We start from the raw sequence: 17,722 nt of genomic DNA, 5'->3' as shown, positions 1-17,722 counted from the left end.
TAATGTGTTAATCTCTTATTAGCGGAAGTGTGGAACACCTTAATAACCCCTCTTGCTTTGCTATTTCGGCATAAGGAACCTCTTCTACCGTTATTTTATTCTTACGCAACCAGTCATTCAATCTATTAAAATTTCGTTCAGAAATAACTACATCTTCAGCGATAGAAAAAATGTTCGAATTCATGTGATACATTTCCTTTTTATCGATATGAAATAAATTATCAAACCCAAATAAATCTACCAAGAACTCATATTCTTCGGGGTTTCTAAATCCTTCTTTATGAATAATAGCTTTATCATGCCCAACCGGTTGAAAACAACAGTCTAGGTGCAAAGCGTTGTCACGAGGATCTGTCATAGATTTATTTAGATCAAAAGCCTTTACTTTTTTATGTGGAAATAGGGAAGCTATGTAGGCTACCCCTTCCATATTAGTACGTGCTACGATACAATCACTGTAATCATCTCCCAAATACGTTCCTATAAAGATATAATCGTTATGCACCATAATATCCCCACCCTCAAAATGTATATCTTCTGAAGCTGCCTTATAAACATGGTCAGCATCGATCTTTGCAATTACATGCTTTATAGCGTCAATTTCTTTTTCCCTATCCGGTAAAATATTAGCCTTAATAAACTTATCCTCTATTACCAGCCCTATATCCCTAGCAAAAATTTGGTTATAATCCTCTATTATCTCAGGTCGATACACCGCTACATCATATTTTTTTAATACTGCTGCGACACTCTCAATCTCGTGTATCATATCTTTTACTGTAGGATATGTTCCTGCTTTGATATGTTCAATTGATTTAGGATCATATGCCTCTTGGAGAGTAGGTGTCGCTCCATTACTTTTTGCTGTACCCAAGATTACCGCTCGTAATCTAGAGGTTTCATTCTGAATATTTAGTTTCAAAGAAATTAATTTAAAAATTGTATGCTTAACCTATAAAGAAGTCACAATCTGTCAAAAATAAAAAGTCTCTGACATATACTACTCAAAAATGGTTGAAATCTTTGCGTATTATGAAAATCAGAGACTATCTATACTGCTACAAATTCTATCGAACTTGTTATGATTTTAAAACTCTATCGTTCAGCAATTGATTTGAATGAACGTTCTGTCTCACCAATATAAATCTGTCTTGGACGACCAATTGGTTCTTTTCTTAATCGCATCTCTCTCCATTGCGCGATCCATCCGGGTAATCTACCTAAAGCAAACATAACAGTAAACATTTCGGTTGGTATATCAAGAGCTCTATAAATAATTCCAGAATAGAAGTCTACGTTAGGATACAATTTACGCTTAACAAAATAATCGTCCTCTAACGCGACCTTTGCCAAGCCTTTGGCAATATCCAGCACAGGATCGTCTATACCTAAATCGCCCAACACTTCTTCTGCTGATTTTTTAATAATTTTGGCTCGTGGGTCAAAATTTTTATATACTCTGTGACCAAAACCCATAAGTCTGAAAGCGTCATCCTTATCCTTAGCTTTTTCAATATATTTTGCAGTATCACCACCGTCAGCTTTTATAGCTTCAAGCATTTCGATAACTGCTTGATTTGCTCCTCCATGAAGTGGCCCCCAAAGTGCTGAGATCCCTGCTGATAATGAAGCAAATAATCCGGCATGGGATGAACCTACTATTCTCACAGTCGATGTAGAACAGTTTTGTTCGTGATCTGCATGTAAAATTAAAAGTTTATCCAAAGCGTCATTTACCACTTTGTTAGTTTCATATGCTTTATTAGGCCTTGAGAACATCATTTTATGTAAATTCTCTACATAGCCTAATGAATTATCTCCATAGTCTAATGGCAAACTTTTTCTCTTACGCATGGTCCATGCAGCCAAAACCGGTAGCTTACCCATGATCTTTACGATAGCATTATACATCGCTTCATCGGAATCAACATCTACAGAGCTAGGGTTAAAAGCAACCAATGCACTGGTTAAAGAAGAAAGAACACCCATTGGATGTGCGCTTTTTGGGAAGCCATCCAAAATCTTTTTCATATCCTCATCTACATGAGACTCCTCTTTAATATCTTTATCAAATTTAGCTAACTGTTCTGCATTAGGAAGTTCTCCAAAAATCAACAAGTACGCTACTTCAAGAAAATTAGCTTTTTCTGCTAATTCTTCAATGGCATACCCTCGGTATCGTAAGATTCCTTTTTCTCCGTCCAAGAACGTAATTGCACTCTCACAACTACCTGTATTTTTGTATCCCGGATCTATGGTGGTAACTCCGCCGGTAACACCACGAAGCGTTTTAATATCGATTCCTAATTCATTTTCTGTCCCTTTGATAATGGGAAACTCATATGTGTTGCCGTCGATTTCTAATCTAGCTATTTTTGACATGTGTTTATATAGAATTTTGCTGTTATAATAAAGGTTTGCTAAATTACAAAATATAGACTAAATAAGTGATTTTTCCAAGTATGAATTTGCTATCTTAAGATTAAATTATTGCTTTTATCGCAAAAAAATAGGTCATTAAGAGAAATGACCTATTTAAACACATTATATAGTGACGTTCTTAAATTTTAAAAGCATTTTGCTTAGGATAGTATGCTACATCTCCCAACTCTTCCTCTATCCTTAAAAGTTGATTATATTTTGCCATACGATCACTTCGCGAAGCAGAACCTGTTTTGATTTGCCCTGTGTTAAGCGCGACAGCTAGATCGGCAATAGTAGTATCTTCGGTTTCCCCGGATCGATGAGACATTACTGAAGTATACCCGGCATTATGAGCCATATTGACAGCTGCAATCGTTTCGGTAAGTGTCCCGATTTGATTTACTTTGATCAAAATAGAATTTGCTGTATCGTTCTGGATACCTTTATTCAAACGCTCTACATTGGTAACAAACAAATCATCTCCAACCAACTGTACTTTATCTCCGATTTTACTCGTCAGGTATTTCCATCCTTCCCAGTCATTCTCATCCATTCCATCTTCGATAGAAATTATTGGATACTTTTCAGATAGCTCAGCTAGATAATCCGCTTGCTCTTCACTGGTTCGGATTTTACCTGTATCGCCTTCAAATTTAGTGTAATCATATTTTCCGTTCACATAAAATTCGGCTGCCGCACAATCTAAAGCAATCATGATCTCGTCACCAAAGCTATAACCGGCATTTTTTACTGCCAATGCAATAGAATCCAACGCATCTTCAGTCCCATCAAGTGTAGGAGCAAAACCACCTTCATCACCAACTGCCGTACTTAATCCACGATCATGCAACACTTTTTTGAGATGGTGAAAAATCTCTGTTCCCATTTGCATGGCATGAGAAAAGTTAGTAGCCTTAACAGGCATTACCATAAATTCCTGAAAAGCAATCGGAGCATCACTATGGGAACCACCATTGATAATATTCATCATCGGTACAGGCAAGGTATTTGCGCTTACTCCTCCAATATAACGATACAGCGGTAAATTGAGTTCATTGGCAGCTGCTTTAGCTACAGCCAAAGAAACTCCAAGAATTGCATTTGCTCCAAGATTAGATTTATTTGGTGTCCCATCAAGTTCGATCATTTTTGAGTCAATTAAATTTTGATCAAAAATTGAATATCCGAGTAAGGATTCGGCAATTGTCGTATTAACATTCTCAATGGCTTTACTTACCCCTTTCCCCATGAAGGCTTTGCCTCCATCACGTAATTCAACGGCCTCATGTTCTCCTGTAGATGCACCCGATGGCACGGCCGCACGGCCTAAGACACCATTCTCGGTAACCACATCCACCTCTACTGTTGGATTTCCTCTAGAATCTAAAATTTGTCTCGCGTGAATATTTATTATGATACTCATAAGTTTTAATTTTGGTTGATTGATAAAATTGATAGGCAATATACAAAACAGGAATAGTTTTCTACACCCGTTATACAGCCAACTTATTGCTAAAATCATGTAAAACCATAGAAGTTATTAACTACAACGTTTTAGATCGATTTCAGTGTAAGCTTTTCAAAATATCTTATTTATTTACGTACTCCCGTTTCTTAATATTCTCTATAAACTGATCAAACAAATAGGTAGCATCATTTGGCCCAGGACCCGCCTCGGGATGATATTGAACAGAAAAACAGTTTTTATTAACCATTCTCAATCCTGCTACGGTATGATCATTCAGATGAACATGCGTAATTTCAACTTCTGGATTAGACTCTGTTTGCTCTCTATCCACAGAAAAGCCGTGATTCTGCGAAGTGATCTCACCTTTGCCTGTAAGGAGATTCTTAACCGGATGATTAATTCCGCGATGACCATGATGCATTTTATATGTAGCAATACCATTAGCTAACGCAATCACTTGATGCCCCAGACATATCCCAAAAAGAGGCAGATCTCTTTTAATAATTTCTTTGGTTACTTCAATAGCGTTGGTAAGCGGATCTGGATCACCCGGTCCATTAGACAGAAAATAACCATCCGGCTCCCATGCACTCATTTCTTCAAAAGTAGCAGAATGTGGAAAAACTTTTATATAAGCATCACGTTTAGCAAGGTTACGAAGTATGTTTTTCTTAATTCCTAAATCCATAGCTGAAATCTTAAACTCCGCATTTGGATCTCCATAAAAGTAAGGTTCTGTGGTTGAAACTTTTGACGCAAGTTCTAACCCGTCCATATTAGGAACTTCTGCCAATTGCGCTTTTAAGCCCTCTATATTCTCCACATCAGTACTTATCACGGCGTTCATCGCACCATGATCTCTTATATAACTCACAAGGGCTCGCGTATCAACATCTGAGATAGCCAAGACTCCGTATTTATCCAAAAATTCCTGCAAGGATTGATCAGCATTTTCTCTGGAATAATCATAACTAAAGTTCTTGACAATCAAGCCTGCTATTTTTACAGAATCAGATTCCATTTCTTCCTCAAACGTACCATAGTTCCCAATATGCGCATTGGTTGTAACCATAAGCTGACCAAAATAAGAAGGATCAGTAAAAATTTCTTGATATCCGGTCATCCCTGTATTAAAACATACTTCACCAAATGCATTGCCATCTCTACCTACAGCCTTCCCATTAAAAATAGTGCCGTCAGCTAATAAGAGAATTGCTTTTTTACGAGATTGATATTTCATTGTCATCAAATTTAATTGTGCCGTTTAAGGTAATAAAACGGCTGATTTCATAAAATTTAAATTAAAAAAAAAGGATAAACGTTGAACGCCTATCCTTTTTTCATTATGTGTTAACCACTTAATCATCTATTCTTCTTCAGAATTTGTAGTTTCTGATGCCGGAGCAGCAGGAGCTGTTTCTGTTTTCTTAGATCTTCCTCTACGTGTTGATTTCTTTTTAGCTGGCTTATCAGCATTGTATAGCTCATTGTAGTCCACTAATTCGATCATTGCCATATCAGCGTTATCTCCCAAACGATTTCCTAGTTTTATAATTCTAGTATATCCTCCTGGACGATCTCCGATTTTTGCAGCTACATCTCTAAACAATTCCGTAACTGTTTCTTTACTACGTAATTTACTAAAAACGAGACGACGATTGTGCGTTGTATCCTCTTTAGACTTCGTAATTAATGGCTCTACAAATTGCTTTAAGGCTTTAGCCTTTGCTACTGTAGTATTAATTCTTTTGTGTTCAATTAGGGAACAAGCCATGTTTGAAAGCATTGCTTTACGATGCGCTGTTTTTCTTCCTAAGTGATTTATTTTTTTTCCGTGTCTCATGACATTTGTTTTGAATCATCATCTTGCTACAACCCACCTTGGGGAGCAAACTATGATGGATTAATCTTTGTCTAATTTATATTTGGAAAGATCCATACCAAAGTTAAGCCCTTTAACATTCACTAATTCTTCTAGTTCAGTTAAAGATTTTTTACCAAAGTTTCGGAACTTCATTAAATCGTTCTTATTATAAGAAACTAAATCTCCTAAGGTATCTACCTCTGCAGCTTTTAAACAATTAAGCGCACGTACAGACAAGTCCATATCAATAAGCTTCGTTTTTAACAACTGTCTCATGTGTAGAGACTCCTCATCATAAGTTTCTGTTTGAGCGATCTCGTCAGCCTCTAGCGTTATGCGCTCATCAGAGAATAACATGAAGTGGTGGATTAAGATCTTAGCAGCCTCGGTCAACGCATCTTTAGGATGAATTGAACCATCAGTAACAATCTCGAAAACCAATTTTTCATAATCCGTCTTCTGCTCTACACGATAGTTTTCTATACTATACTTAACATTTTTGATAGGCGTATAGATAGAATCTGTAAAAATTGTACCGATCGGTGCATTTGCCTTTTTATTCTCTTCAGCCGGAACGTATCCTCTACCTTTTTCGATAGAAAGCTCCATATTAAGAGAAACTTTTTTATCCATGTTACAAATCACCAAGTCCGGATTAAGCACTTGGAAACCTGAGATAAATTTTTGGAAATCTCCTGCAGTTAACTGCTCTTGGCCAGAAATAGAAATAGTAACAGCTTCATTATCGATATCCTCTATTTGACGTTTAAAACGTACTTGCTTAAGATTTAAGATAATCTCGGTTACATCTTCTACAACTCCAGATATAGTAGAGAATTCATGATCTACTCCTTCTACTCTTAAAGAAGTAATAGCGAATCCCTCTAAAGAAGATAGCAAAACTCTTCTCAAAGCGTTACCAACTGTTAAACCGTACCCTGGTTCTAATGGTCTGAATTCAAACTTACCATCAAACTCAGTTGAGTCGATCATGATAACTTTATCGGGCTTCTGAAAATTTAATATTGCCATGTTATTGTTTCTTCTATGAGTTATTACTTAGAATATAATTCGACGATGAATTGTTCGTTGATATTTTCAGGGATCTGAATTCTACCAGGAACAGATACAAAAGTACCTTGTTTAGTGTCGTTATTAAAAGTAATCCACTCATACACTTTGCTATTATTGGCAAGTGCATTTTGGATCACCTCTAAAGATTTAGACTTCTCTCGAACACTTACAACATCACCAGGTTTCAATTGGTATGAAGGAATATTAACAAGCCCACCATTTACAGTAATATGTCTGTGTGATACTAATTGTCTAGCTCCTCTACGAGAATTGGCTAAGCCCATTCTAAACACCACATTGTCTAAACGAGATTCACATAATTGCAAAAGAACCTCACCAGTAATCCCTTGAGATCTGGTAGCTCTTTCAAACATGTTACGGAACTGACGCTCAAGAATTCCATACGTATATTTAGCTTTTTGCTTCTCCATTAACTGGATAGCATATTCACTTTTCTTACCTCTACGTCTGTTGTTACCGTGTTGCCCAGGAGGGTAATTTCTTTTTTCGAATGATTTGTCATCTCCGAAGATCGCTTCACCAAATTTACGAGCGATTTTAGTTTTTGGACCAGTATATCTTGCCATTGTAATTAATTTAGTTAATGAGGTGATTATGAATTAAGGTCACTGTCCTTCGATAATCAGAATTCCTCTTTTAGGATTTACTTAAAAAGAATGCACGATAGTACATCACGCATTCAAGTTGTTATATAGAGAAACCGGAAACTAACAGCTTCCGGATTCTTTTAAATTATACTCTACGTCTTTTTGGAGGACGACATCCGTTATGTGGCATTGGAGTTACATCAATAATTTCTGTAACCTCAATTCCAGAATTGTGAATAGAACGAATCGCAGATTCTCTACCATTACCTGGTCCTTTCACATAAACTTTCACTTTCTTAAGACCTGCTTCGATAGCTACTTTTGCCGCATCTTCTGATGCTAATTGAGCAGCATATGGCGTGTTCTTTTTAGAACCTCTGAAACCCATTTTACCAGCTGAAGACCAAGAAATAACGTCTCCTTTTTTATTTGTAAGTGAAACGATGATATTGTTAAAAGAAGCAGTTACGTGAGCCTCACCAACAGATTCTACAATTACCTTACGTTTTTTTGAAGTTGACTTTGCCATACTACTTATTATTTAGTCGCTTTTTTCTTGTTAGCAACAGTTTTTCTTCTTCCTTTACGTGTTCTAGAGTTATTCTTAGTACGTTGACCTCTTAAAGGCAACCCAGATCTATGACGAATACCACGGTAACACCCTATATCCATAAGACGTTTGATATTCACCTGAACCTCAGATCTTAACTCTCCTTCAATGGTATAGGCTCCTACAGCTTCACGAATACGACCAATTTGATCATCATCCCAGTCAGAAACTTTAATACTCTCATCTACTTTGGCAGTGTCTAAAATTTCTTTAGCTCTACTTCTACCAACACCGAAGATATAGGTTAATGCTATAACTCCTCGCTTTTGTTTAGGTATATCTACCCCTGCAATTCTTGCCATAATTACCCTTGTCTTTGTTTAAATCTAGGATTCTTTTTATTAATTACGTAAAGTCGGCCTTTTCGACGCACAATCTTGCACTCGGCACTTCTCTTTTTTATTGATGCTCTAACTTTCATCCTTATTGTTTTTTGTTTCTGAAATATTAACTACTAATACTTCAATCGAAATCATTAACAAGATTTTTGAGCCTGCAAAAGTACACAAAAAATCTTAAATAACTAATTTTTAATTAGTATCGATATGTTATTCGAGCCTTTGATAAATCATAAGGACTCATTTCTAATTTTACTTTATCTCCAGGAAGTAATTTAATATAGTGCATTCGCATCTTACCAGAGATATGAGCTGTCACTACGTGACCATTCTCCAATTCAACACGAAACATTGCATTTGACAATGCTTCAATTATACTACCATCCTGTTCTATTGCTGGTTGTTTTGCCATTATGCTACTGCTTTTCTGTTTTTACCAGTTTTCATTAAACCATCGTAGTGTCTATTCAATAAATATGAATTAACCTGTTGCATTGTATCGATCGCAACACCCACCATAATCAATAAAGAGGTTCCTCCAAAAAACAATGCCCATCCTTGTTGCACATTCAGCAATTTAACTGCTATCGCAGGAAATATTGCAATTAATGCTAGGAATACTGATCCGGGAAGAGTTATCTGTGACATGATCTTATCCAGATACTCCCCAGTTTCACCACCAGGACGAATCCCAGGAATAAAACCACCACTTCTTTTCAAATCATCGGCCATTTTATTGGTAGGTACAGTAATCGCTGTATAAAAATATGTAAACACAATAATCAATACTGCGAATAATACATTATACCACAAACCGAAAATATCACTGAAAGCAGCCGCTACACCTTGTGAAGTCTCTGAATCGGATAATCCAGCTACCGCAGCAGGTATAAACATAATTGCTTGAGCAAAAATAATTGGCATTACACCAGATGCATTAAGTTTTAGCGGTATATACTGACGTGAACCGAATACGTTTTTCTCGTATCCTCCACCCGCAGTTCTTCTCGCATACTGCACGGGTATTTGACGTACAGCCATTACCAATAATACCGAAGCCATAATAATCGCAAACCATATGACAAGTTCAATAAGAACCATAATCATTCCCCCGGTATCTCCAGATACTCTAGAAGAAAAGTTTTGCACAAATGACTGTGGTAATGTTGCAATAATACCAACCATAATTAAGAGTGAGATACCGTTACCAATACCTTTATCGGTAATCTTCTCTCCCAACCACATTGCAAAAATACAACCCGTAGTTAAGATGATTACAGATGACACAACAAAAACAGTTTGATTTGGAAGCACAAAAGCTTCTGCTGGTAAGGTTGCAAACAAATTATAGATATATCCAGGTCCCTGAACCAAGGTAATAGCTATAGTCAACCAACGTGTAATTTGGTTGATTTTCTTTCTACCACTTTCGCCTTCTTTTTGAAGTTTCTGAAGATAAGGTATAGCAATACCCATCAATTGTACAACAATAGAGGCCGAAATATAAGGCATAATACCTAATGCAAAAACAGAGGCATTAGAAAATGCACCTCCCGTAAAAGCATTTAACAGACCAAGTAAACCTTGGTCTGTTTGTGAAGCCAAATTTGCTAATTGAGAAGCATCTACTCCAGGAAGTACTACTTGTGCACCAAATCGATATACTAGTAATAATCCTAAGGTAACAAGAATTCTATTTCTTAGCTCCTCTATTTTCCAAATATTTTTTATTGTATCAATAAATTTCATGAATCGTTTATTATAGGGTTACTGCCTCACCACCAGCTGCTTCAATAGCGGCCTTTGCAGTGGCTGTAAATTTGTGAGCTGAGACTTTCAACTTCGCCTTCAATTCACCTCTTCCCAGTATCTTAACTAAATCATTCTTTCCGACAAGACGGTTATCCATAAGAACCTCAAGATCTACAGAATCTTTAAACTTACCTGCATCCACATAGGCTTGCAAAGTATCTAAATTGATTCCTTGATATTCTTTACGATTAATATTAGTAAAACCGAATTTTGGAACACGTCGTTGCAATGGCATCTGCCCTCCTTCAAATCCAATTTTCTTTGAATATCCAGAACGAGATTTTGCTCCTTTATGACCACGGGTAGCAGTTCCACCTTTACCAGAACCCTGTCCGCGACCTACGCGCTTGCTGTTATTTTTTACTGAACCTGCAGCAGGTTTTAAGTTACTTAAATCCATGTGCTTATATTATTTTGTTTCTATCGAAACTAAATGTTTAACTTTATTTACCATCCCAAGGATATTAGGAGTGTCGTCGTGCTCCACTACCTGGCCGATCTTTTTAAGACCTAAAGCCTCAAGAGTTCTCTTTTGTCTCTGAGTACGATTTATCGCACTTCTTACTTTAGTAATTTTAATCTTTGCCATCGTCCTAATATTTAACCTTTAAACACTTTATCAAGTGATACTCCTCGTTGACGTGCTACTTGCTCTGCATTACGCAATTGCAATAACGCATCAAACGTTGCTTTTACCACATTGTGTGGGTTAGAAGATCCTTGGTTCTTTGAAAGTACATCATGAACACCTACAGCTTCTAATACTGCACGTATTGCCCCACCTGCAATTACTCCGGTACCTGTTGCTGCCGGCATCAATAAGACACGTGCACCACCATATTTACCTTTTTGCTCATGTGGTAACGTTCCTTTAGTCAAAGGAATACGTACTAAATTTTTCTTTGCATCTTCTACTGCTTTTGCAATAGCTTCTGCTACTTCTTTAGATTTACCTAGACCGTGACCAACTACACCATTTTCATCTCCTACAACAACTATTGCAGAGAAACCAAAAGCTCTACCACCTTTAGTTACTTTGGTTACACGTTGAACACCAACTAAACGATCTTTTAGTTCAAGTCCACTTGGTTTTACTAATTCTGCGTTTTTATATTTTTGATACATAATTTCTTAGAATTTTAGTCCTGCTTCTCTAGCTCCTTCTGCCAATGATTTTACTCTTCCGTGATATAAATACCCACCTCTATCAAAAGAGATAGTCTCTACACCGGCTTTCACAGCTTTTTCAGCAAGTGCTTTACCAACCAAGTTCGCTTTTTCTATTTTATTTCCAGATGCCGAAGCAATGTCTTTATCTCTTGACGAAGCTGCACTGATTGTTACACCAGTAACATCATCTACGATTTGTGCGTAGATTTCTTTATTACTTCTGTATACAGATAATCTAGGACGTTGTTCTGTACCGCTAACCGTTCCACGGATGCGTTTTCTTATTTTTGCTCTTCTTGAATCTTTTGAGAATGCCATACCTTAGTGATTATGCAGATTTACCTGCTTTTCTTCTTAATTGTTCTCCTACAAATTTAATTCCTTTTCCTTTGTATGGTTCCGGCTTACGGAATGCTCTAATTTTAGCAGCAACCTGACCAACCAACTGTTTATCAAAAGAAGTTAATTTGATGATAGGATTCTTACCTTTTTCTGAAACTGTTTCAACCTTTACTTCTGGAGCAAGGTCCATAACAATACTATGAGAAAACCCAAGTGCTAAATCTAGCTTTTGTCCTTGGTGAGTGGCTCTGTAACCAACTCCTACCAACTCCAACTCTTTGGTAAACCCTTCAGAAACTCCAACAATCATATTGTTGATAAGCGATCTGTATAATCCGTGTTTAGCTTTGTGGTCTTTCAACTCACTAGGTCTCTCTAAAATTACTTGCCCTTCTTCTACTTTGATATCAATACTATCAAAAGTTTGGGTAAGCTCTCCTAATTTTCCTTTAACAGTAACAACATTACCTGTCACATCAACTGTGACACCAGACGGAACAGTTACTGGATTTTTTCCTATTCTTGACATTTCTTTTGTCTTTTATACTGTTAATATACGTAGCAAAGTACTTCTCCTCCTACATTCTCTTGCTTAGCACGTTTACCGGTCATAACACCGTGAGATGTAGAAACAATTGCAACTCCTAATCCGTTTAAAATTCTTGGGATTTCATTAGAACCAGCATACTTACGTAAACCAGGCTTACTGATTCGCTGTAAATTTTTAATTACAGGCTCTTTGGTCATCTTATCGTATTTCAACGCGATTTTGATGGTACCCTGAGCGGTAGTATCTTCGAATTTATAACTTAAAATATACCCCTGATCGAATAATATTTTAGTGATTTCTTTTTTAACCTTAGACGCAGGAATTTCAACAACTCTATGTTGAGCACTATTCGCATTACGAATTCTGGTTAAATAATCTGCTATAGGATCTGTATTCATTATATGTAATTTATGGTTTTGGTTTTCAAACTACTTTAGTTGAACCTGAAACCAATTAATGTATTTGTTATTACCAACTAGCTTTTGTAACACCAGGTATTAAACCTTGGTTAGCCATCTCTCTAAACATAACACGAGAGATACCAAACTGACGCATATATCCTTTTGGTCTTCCTGTTAATTTACATCGGTTGTGTTGACGAACAGGAGAAGCATTTTTTGGCAATTTTTGTAATGCTTCGTAGTCACCAGCTTCTTTTAAAGCTTTGCGTTTCTCAGCATATTTTTCAACCGTTTTAGTTCTTTTAACCTCACGGGCTTTCATTGATTCTTTAGCCATAATTAATTCTTTTTAAAGGGTAAACCTAGTTCAGTTAACAATGATTTTGCTTCCTTATCAGTATTCGCAGAAGTTTCAAAAGTAATATTCATTCCTGAAATTTTATTTACTTTATCAATATCAACCTCTGGAAAAATGATTTGCTCAAGAATTCCCAATGAATAATTTCCTCTTCCATCAAAACCTGTAGCTTTGATTCCGTTGAAATCTCTTACACGTGGTAATGCTGAAGTGATTAAACGGTCTAAAAATTCATACATCTGCTCACCTCTCAACGTAACTTTTGCACCAATAGGCATCCCTTTACGTAATTTAAAAGAAGCAACATCCTTTTTAGAAATAGTTGCAACAGCTTTTTGACCTGATATCATAGTCAACTCATCCACTGCGTGATCGATCAGTTTCTTATCTGCTACGGCCGCACCAACACCTCTACTCAAAACAATTTTTTTAAGTTTTGGTACCTGCATTACGTTTGCGTAACTAAATTCTTCTGTAAGAGCTGACACAATTCTGTCGTTATACTCTTGTTTTAATCTTGGAATATAAGCCATAACTATATTACTTCATTAGATTTTTTAGAAAATCTCACTTTCTTATCTCCTTCCATTCTATACCCAACTCTTGTTGTTTCTCCATTTGACAACAGAGACAAGTTTGAAATATGAATAGGCGCTTCTTGCTTTACAATACCTCCCTGCGGATTAGCTGCACTTGGCTTCTGATGTTTAGAAACCATATTTACACCTTCCACAAGAACCTTGTTCTTATCTTTTAATACTTTCTGTACTTTTCCTTCCTGGCCTTTATTATCTCCAGCAATGACACGTACCGTATCTCCTGATTTAATTTTATGCTTTGTCATTTTATTTACAATTTTAAAGCACTTCCGGCGCTAATGAAACGATTTTCATGAATTGCTTATCACGAAGTTCTCTTGCAACAGGACCAAAAACACGTGTACCTCTCATCTCGCCAGCAGGGTTTAATAAAACACATGCATTATCGTCGAAACGAATGTACGAACCGTCTGGTCTGCGCACTTCTTTTTTTGTACGAACAACAACTGCAGTCGAAACAGCTCCTTTTTTAACGTTACCGTTAGGAGTCGCTTCTTTAACACTGACAACTATCTTGTCACCTACAGAGGCGTATCTTCTTCCTGTACCACCTAAAACACGGATTACCAAAACTTCTTTTGCTCCAGTGTTATCGGCTACTTTTAATCTAGACTCTTGTTGTAACATAATTACTTCGCTCTTTCAATTACTTCTACTAATCTCCAACATTTAGTTTTACTCATAGGTCGTGTTTCCATGATCTTAACAGTATCACCAATATTGCAATCGTTTTTCTCGTCGTGTGCTACGTATTTTTTCGTCTTTAATACGAACTTTCCGTACATCGGGTGCTTTACTTTTCTAACTTCAGAAACCACAATTGATTTCACCATTTTGTTACTAGTAACAACACCTATACGCTCTTTTCTTAAATTTCTTTTTTCCATCTTTCAGCAGAATTAACCGTTTAATTCTCGTTTTGTTAACTCAGTAGCTATTCTCGCGATAGATTTTCTCGCTTTACGTATCTGTAAAGGATTTTCTAATGGAGACATTGTGTGAGCCATTTTTAAATCCGAATACTCTTTTTGAGATTTACCAAGTTGCTCTTGCAATTCAGCTGTAGATAATTCTTTTACTTCTGATTGTTTCATAATCTCAAATATTAAGCTTGATAATCTCTAGCTACAATAAACTTAGTTTTAACTGGTAATTTTTGAGCGGCCAAACGAAGTGCTTCTTTAGCAACATCGTATGATACACCACTGATCTCGAATAAGATTCTTCCTGGCTTCACTACTGCTGCCCAGTATTCAACCGCACCTTTTCCTTTACCCATACGTACTTCAAGAGGTTTCTTAGTAATTGGCTTGTCCGGGAAAATTTTAATCCACAGAGATCCTTCTCTTTTCATATAACGAGTAGCAGAAATACGTGCTGCTTCTATCTGACGTGCAGTAACAAAACTTGAATCCAACGATTTAATCCCAAAAGTACCGTTTGAAAGTTGATTCCCTCGTTGAGACAATCCTTTCATACGACCCTTTTGTTGTTTACGGAACTTTGTTCTTTTAGGCTGTAACATTGTTAATTTACTTTAAAAAATTACTTTCTACGACGTGATTTCTTCTCACCACCTCGACCGGCTCTGTCACCTTTTCCTTGTTTCTTGGATAGTCCAACTAAAGGAGAAAGCTCTCTCTTACCATACACTTCACCTTTCATAATCCACACTTTAACACCTAATCTACCATAAGTAGTATGTGCCTCAACTAAAGCGTAATCTATGTCAGCTCTAAATGTTGATAAAGGAATACGACCATCTTTATAAGACTCAGAACGTGCCATTTCAGCCCCATTCAAACGTCCAGAAATCTGTATTTTAATACCTTCAGCATTCATTCTCATTGCAGCTGCGATCGCCATTTTAATAGCTCTACGGTACGAAATACGGTTCTCAATTTGTCTAGCTACACTAGAACCAACCAAGAATGCATCTAATTCTGGTCTTTTGATCTCAAAGATATTGATCTGTACTTCTTTATCTGTAATCTTTTTAAGCTCTTCTTTTAACTTGTCTACCTCTTGTCCACCTTTTCCGATAATAATACCAGGTCTAGCAGTAGTGATAGTAACGGTTACAAGTTTAAGCGTACGCTCAATAATTACTCTTGATACACTAGCTTTTGATAAACGTGCGTGTACATACTTTCTAATCTTATCGTCTTCAGCAAGTTTATCGCCGTAGTCATTACCTCCGTACCAGTTGGATTCCCATCCTCTAATGATACCAAGGCGATTTCCGATTGGATTTGTCTTCTGTCCCATACTATTATTTAGCTTTGTGTATTATTTTTAGCTGCAACCACGATTGTAACGTGATTAGAGCGTTTTCTTATTCTGTGTGCACGACCCTGTGGCGCAGGACGAAGTCTTTTTAACATACTTCCTCCGTCAACACGAATCTCTTTTACAATAAGCTCAGCATCCTCGATGCTAGCGTCTTCATTCTTCGCCTGCCAGTTAGCAATTGCTGATAGCAAAAGCTTCTCTAAACGACGTGATGCTTCTTTAGGGTTAAATCTAAGAATATGAAGCGCTCTTTCAATTTTCTCACCACGCACAAGATCCGCAACTAAACGCATCTTTCTAGGTGATGTTGGACAGTTATTAAGCTTAGCGAAAGCAACTTGCTTTCTCTCTTCTTTAATTCTATCCGCCATTTCTCTTTTACGAACTCCCATAGCTTAAATTATTTTTTACCTTTATTTTTAGCACCAGCGTGTCCTCTAAAGGAACGAGTTGGCGAAAATTCTCCTAATTTATGTCCTACCATGTTCTCTGTAACATACACAGGAACGAACTGGCGACCATTATGCACTGCTATTGTTTGACCAACAAAATCAGGTGTTATCATAGAGGCTCTTGACCATGTTTTGATAACAGACTTCTTGTTAGCTTCAACGTTTGCAGCTACTTTTTTCTCTAACTTATAGTGAACGTAAGGTCCTTTTTTTAATGAACGTGCCATATCTTATTATTTCTTTCTACGTTCTACAATATACTTATTACTCGACTTCGTCTTAGAACGGGTTCTGTATCCTTTAGCAGGAAGACCTTTTCTAGAACGAGGATGACCTCCTGAAGAACGACCTTCTCCACCACCCATTGGGTGATCAACAGGGTTCATTGCTACCGGTCTTGTTCTTGGACGACGTCCTAACCATCTTCCTCTACCAGCTTTACCACCAACAACTAATTGATGATCACTGTTAGAAACAGCACCTATTGTCGCAACACAATTAACCAAAATTAATCGTACTTCTCCTGAAGGAAGCTTAACTGTAGCAAACTTACCGTCTCTTGCCATTAACTGAGCAAAAGAACCAGCACTACGCGCCATAACAGCACCTTGACCTGGTCGAAGTTCTATACAAGAAATAATAGTACCTAATGGAATATCGCTAAGTGGCATTGCATTTCCAATTTCTGGAGCAACATTACTACCTGCGACGATATTTTGCCCAACCTGTAGTCCATTTTGAGCAATAACATAACGCTTTTCACCATCTTGATAGTTCAAAAGCGCTATAAATGCAGTTCTGTTTGGATCGTACTCAATCGACGCAACCGTAGCAGGAACACCCTGCTTATCACGTTTGAAATCGATGATACGATATCTTCTTTTATGACCACCACCAATATAGCGCATGGTCATTTTCCCTTGACTGTTTCTACCTCCAGATCTTTTTCTCGGAGCCAATAGGCTTTTTTCCGGCTTATCAGTAGTAATGGCGTCATACCCATTTACTACTCTAAAACGCTGACCTGGGGTAATTGGTTTTAATTTTCTTACTGACATCTGTTAGTCTTAAAGATTACTGTATAAATCAATTACTTCACCTTCCGCCACCTGTACAATTGCCTTCTTAATTGCATTTGTTTTACCAGTGATCATTCCTGTTTTTGTAAAACGGGTTTTACGATCCGGACGGACATTAATAGTACGAACTTTAGTAACAGAAACACCATAAGCTGCCTCCACAGCTTTCTTAATCTGCACCTTATTCGCTTTTTTATCTACCTGAAAACCATAGCGGTTAAATAACTCACTATCGCTGGTAGCCTTTTCCGTAATAATAGGTTTTATTAAAATACTCATGG

At 37.0% G+C, this 17,722-nt stretch carries 30 protein-coding genes; all 30 read right to left on the bottom strand.

Going from position 1 to position 17,722, the window contains the following annotated elements; genetic code table 11:
- Positions 1–7 precede the first annotated feature (7 nt).
- The gene (locus BD809_RS08925) at positions 8–922 is read right to left on the bottom strand and encodes a dimethylarginine dimethylaminohydrolase family protein (protein ID WP_148782627.1); all 915 of its coding nucleotides are present in this window, start codon (positions 920–922) and stop codon (positions 8–10) included.
- A gap of 173 nt (positions 923–1,095) precedes the next feature.
- Positions 1,096–2,382 (bottom strand): citrate synthase, encoded by a 1,287-nt coding sequence (locus BD809_RS08920; RefSeq protein WP_148782626.1) that lies wholly within the window; start codon positions 2,380–2,382, stop codon positions 1,096–1,098.
- Between the two features lie 178 nt (positions 2,383–2,560).
- Positions 2,561–3,847, bottom strand: a complete 1,287-nt coding sequence (gene eno, locus BD809_RS08915) for a phosphopyruvate hydratase (RefSeq protein WP_148782625.1) — start codon at positions 3,845–3,847, stop codon at positions 2,561–2,563.
- Between the two features lie 166 nt (positions 3,848–4,013).
- Positions 4,014–5,132, bottom strand: coding sequence for a glutamine-hydrolyzing carbamoyl-phosphate synthase small subunit (gene carA, locus BD809_RS08910; RefSeq protein ID WP_148782624.1), 1,119 nt, complete (start codon positions 5,130–5,132; stop codon positions 4,014–4,016).
- Between the two features lie 126 nt (positions 5,133–5,258).
- Positions 5,259–5,735, bottom strand: coding sequence for a 50S ribosomal protein L17 (gene rplQ / locus BD809_RS08905; protein ID WP_148782623.1), 477 nt, complete (start codon positions 5,733–5,735; stop codon positions 5,259–5,261).
- A gap of 60 nt (positions 5,736–5,795) precedes the next feature.
- Positions 5,796–6,788: a DNA-directed RNA polymerase subunit alpha gene (locus BD809_RS08900; RefSeq protein WP_148782622.1), complete on the bottom strand. Its 993-nt coding sequence runs from the start codon at positions 6,786–6,788 to the stop codon at positions 5,796–5,798.
- A 23-nt stretch (positions 6,789–6,811) separates the two neighbouring features.
- Complete coding sequence (gene rpsD / locus BD809_RS08895; protein ID WP_148782621.1) at positions 6,812–7,417, bottom strand: 30S ribosomal protein S4; 606 nt, start codon at positions 7,415–7,417, stop codon at positions 6,812–6,814.
- A 166-nt stretch (positions 7,418–7,583) separates the two neighbouring features.
- Entirely contained in the window at positions 7,584–7,967 is a 384-nt protein-coding gene (gene rpsK, locus BD809_RS08890) for a 30S ribosomal protein S11 (protein WP_148782620.1), read from the bottom strand.
- Positions 7,968–7,975: 8 nt separating this feature from the next.
- On the bottom strand, positions 7,976–8,350 hold the full coding sequence (rpsM, locus tag BD809_RS08885) for a 30S ribosomal protein S13 (RefSeq protein ID WP_148782619.1): 375 nt from the start codon (positions 8,348–8,350) through the stop codon (positions 7,976–7,978).
- Positions 8,351–8,352: 2 nt separating this feature from the next.
- Complete coding sequence (gene ykgO / locus BD809_RS08880) at positions 8,353–8,469, bottom strand: type B 50S ribosomal protein L36 (protein ID WP_013621733.1); 117 nt, start codon at positions 8,467–8,469, stop codon at positions 8,353–8,355.
- Positions 8,470–8,582: 113 nt separating this feature from the next.
- The gene (gene infA / locus BD809_RS08875; protein WP_010181908.1) at positions 8,583–8,798 is read right to left on the bottom strand and encodes a translation initiation factor IF-1; all 216 of its coding nucleotides are present in this window, start codon (positions 8,796–8,798) and stop codon (positions 8,583–8,585) included.
- Positions 8,798–10,135, bottom strand: coding sequence for a preprotein translocase subunit SecY (secY, locus tag BD809_RS08870; protein WP_148782618.1), 1,338 nt, complete (start codon positions 10,133–10,135; stop codon positions 8,798–8,800). Before secY ends, infA begins: the two co-directional genes overlap by 1 nt.
- Before the next feature lie 10 nt (positions 10,136–10,145).
- The gene (gene rplO / locus BD809_RS08865) at positions 10,146–10,598 is read right to left on the bottom strand and encodes a 50S ribosomal protein L15 (protein ID WP_148782617.1); all 453 of its coding nucleotides are present in this window, start codon (positions 10,596–10,598) and stop codon (positions 10,146–10,148) included.
- 9 nt (positions 10,599–10,607) lie between these two features.
- A complete protein-coding gene (gene rpmD, locus BD809_RS08860) occupies positions 10,608–10,787 on the bottom strand; it encodes a 50S ribosomal protein L30 (RefSeq protein ID WP_148782616.1) in 180 nt (59 codons plus the stop codon).
- 11 nt (positions 10,788–10,798) lie between these two features.
- The gene (gene rpsE / locus BD809_RS08855; protein WP_148782615.1) at positions 10,799–11,323 is read right to left on the bottom strand and encodes a 30S ribosomal protein S5; all 525 of its coding nucleotides are present in this window, start codon (positions 11,321–11,323) and stop codon (positions 10,799–10,801) included.
- Positions 11,324–11,329: 6 nt separating this feature from the next.
- On the bottom strand, positions 11,330–11,686 hold the full coding sequence (gene rplR / locus BD809_RS08850; protein ID WP_148782614.1) for a 50S ribosomal protein L18: 357 nt from the start codon (positions 11,684–11,686) through the stop codon (positions 11,330–11,332).
- 10 nt (positions 11,687–11,696) lie between these two features.
- Positions 11,697–12,239: a 50S ribosomal protein L6 gene (gene rplF, locus BD809_RS08845; RefSeq protein ID WP_148782613.1), complete on the bottom strand. Its 543-nt coding sequence runs from the start codon at positions 12,237–12,239 to the stop codon at positions 11,697–11,699.
- A gap of 20 nt (positions 12,240–12,259) precedes the next feature.
- Positions 12,260–12,658 carry a 30S ribosomal protein S8 gene (gene rpsH, locus BD809_RS08840; protein ID WP_148782612.1) on the bottom strand — a complete coding sequence of 133 codons (399 nt, stop codon included), beginning with the start codon at positions 12,656–12,658 and terminating at the stop codon, positions 12,260–12,262.
- Positions 12,659–12,728: 70 nt separating this feature from the next.
- A complete protein-coding gene (gene rpsN / locus BD809_RS08835) occupies positions 12,729–12,998 on the bottom strand; it encodes a 30S ribosomal protein S14 (protein WP_148782611.1) in 270 nt (89 codons plus the stop codon).
- Between the two features lie 2 nt (positions 12,999–13,000).
- Positions 13,001–13,552: a 50S ribosomal protein L5 gene (rplE, locus tag BD809_RS08830; protein ID WP_148782610.1), complete on the bottom strand. Its 552-nt coding sequence runs from the start codon at positions 13,550–13,552 to the stop codon at positions 13,001–13,003.
- 2 nt (positions 13,553–13,554) lie between these two features.
- On the bottom strand, positions 13,555–13,863 hold the full coding sequence (rplX, locus tag BD809_RS08825; protein WP_148782609.1) for a 50S ribosomal protein L24: 309 nt from the start codon (positions 13,861–13,863) through the stop codon (positions 13,555–13,557).
- Between the two features lie 13 nt (positions 13,864–13,876).
- Positions 13,877–14,245 carry a 50S ribosomal protein L14 gene (gene rplN / locus BD809_RS08820; RefSeq protein WP_148782608.1) on the bottom strand — a complete coding sequence of 123 codons (369 nt, stop codon included), beginning with the start codon at positions 14,243–14,245 and terminating at the stop codon, positions 13,877–13,879.
- Between the two features lie 2 nt (positions 14,246–14,247).
- A complete protein-coding gene (gene rpsQ / locus BD809_RS08815) occupies positions 14,248–14,505 on the bottom strand; it encodes a 30S ribosomal protein S17 (protein ID WP_148782607.1) in 258 nt (85 codons plus the stop codon).
- A gap of 12 nt (positions 14,506–14,517) precedes the next feature.
- Complete coding sequence (gene rpmC / locus BD809_RS08810; protein ID WP_148782606.1) at positions 14,518–14,712, bottom strand: 50S ribosomal protein L29; 195 nt, start codon at positions 14,710–14,712, stop codon at positions 14,518–14,520.
- A gap of 11 nt (positions 14,713–14,723) precedes the next feature.
- Positions 14,724–15,143 carry a 50S ribosomal protein L16 gene (gene rplP / locus BD809_RS08805; RefSeq protein ID WP_148782605.1) on the bottom strand — a complete coding sequence of 140 codons (420 nt, stop codon included), beginning with the start codon at positions 15,141–15,143 and terminating at the stop codon, positions 14,724–14,726.
- Positions 15,144–15,163: 20 nt separating this feature from the next.
- A complete protein-coding gene (gene rpsC / locus BD809_RS08800) occupies positions 15,164–15,886 on the bottom strand; it encodes a 30S ribosomal protein S3 (RefSeq protein WP_148782604.1) in 723 nt (240 codons plus the stop codon).
- Between the two features lie 8 nt (positions 15,887–15,894).
- Positions 15,895–16,302, bottom strand: a complete 408-nt coding sequence (rplV, locus tag BD809_RS08795; RefSeq protein ID WP_148782603.1) for a 50S ribosomal protein L22 — start codon at positions 16,300–16,302, stop codon at positions 15,895–15,897.
- An 8-nt stretch (positions 16,303–16,310) separates the two neighbouring features.
- A complete protein-coding gene (gene rpsS, locus BD809_RS08790) occupies positions 16,311–16,589 on the bottom strand; it encodes a 30S ribosomal protein S19 (RefSeq protein ID WP_019386271.1) in 279 nt (92 codons plus the stop codon).
- A gap of 6 nt (positions 16,590–16,595) precedes the next feature.
- Positions 16,596–17,420, bottom strand: a complete 825-nt coding sequence (rplB, locus tag BD809_RS08785) for a 50S ribosomal protein L2 (protein ID WP_148782602.1) — start codon at positions 17,418–17,420, stop codon at positions 16,596–16,598.
- 9 nt (positions 17,421–17,429) lie between these two features.
- Positions 17,430–17,720 carry a 50S ribosomal protein L23 gene (gene rplW, locus BD809_RS08780; RefSeq protein WP_148782601.1) on the bottom strand — a complete coding sequence of 97 codons (291 nt, stop codon included), beginning with the start codon at positions 17,718–17,720 and terminating at the stop codon, positions 17,430–17,432.
- Between the last annotated feature and the right edge of the window lie 2 nt (positions 17,721–17,722).

It is taken from the genome of Aquimarina intermedia, assembly GCF_008124785.1.
Taxonomy (GTDB): Bacteria; Bacteroidota; Bacteroidia; order Flavobacteriales; family Flavobacteriaceae; genus Aquimarina; species Aquimarina intermedia.
This window is presented reverse-complemented; position numbering and strand designations above follow the sequence as displayed.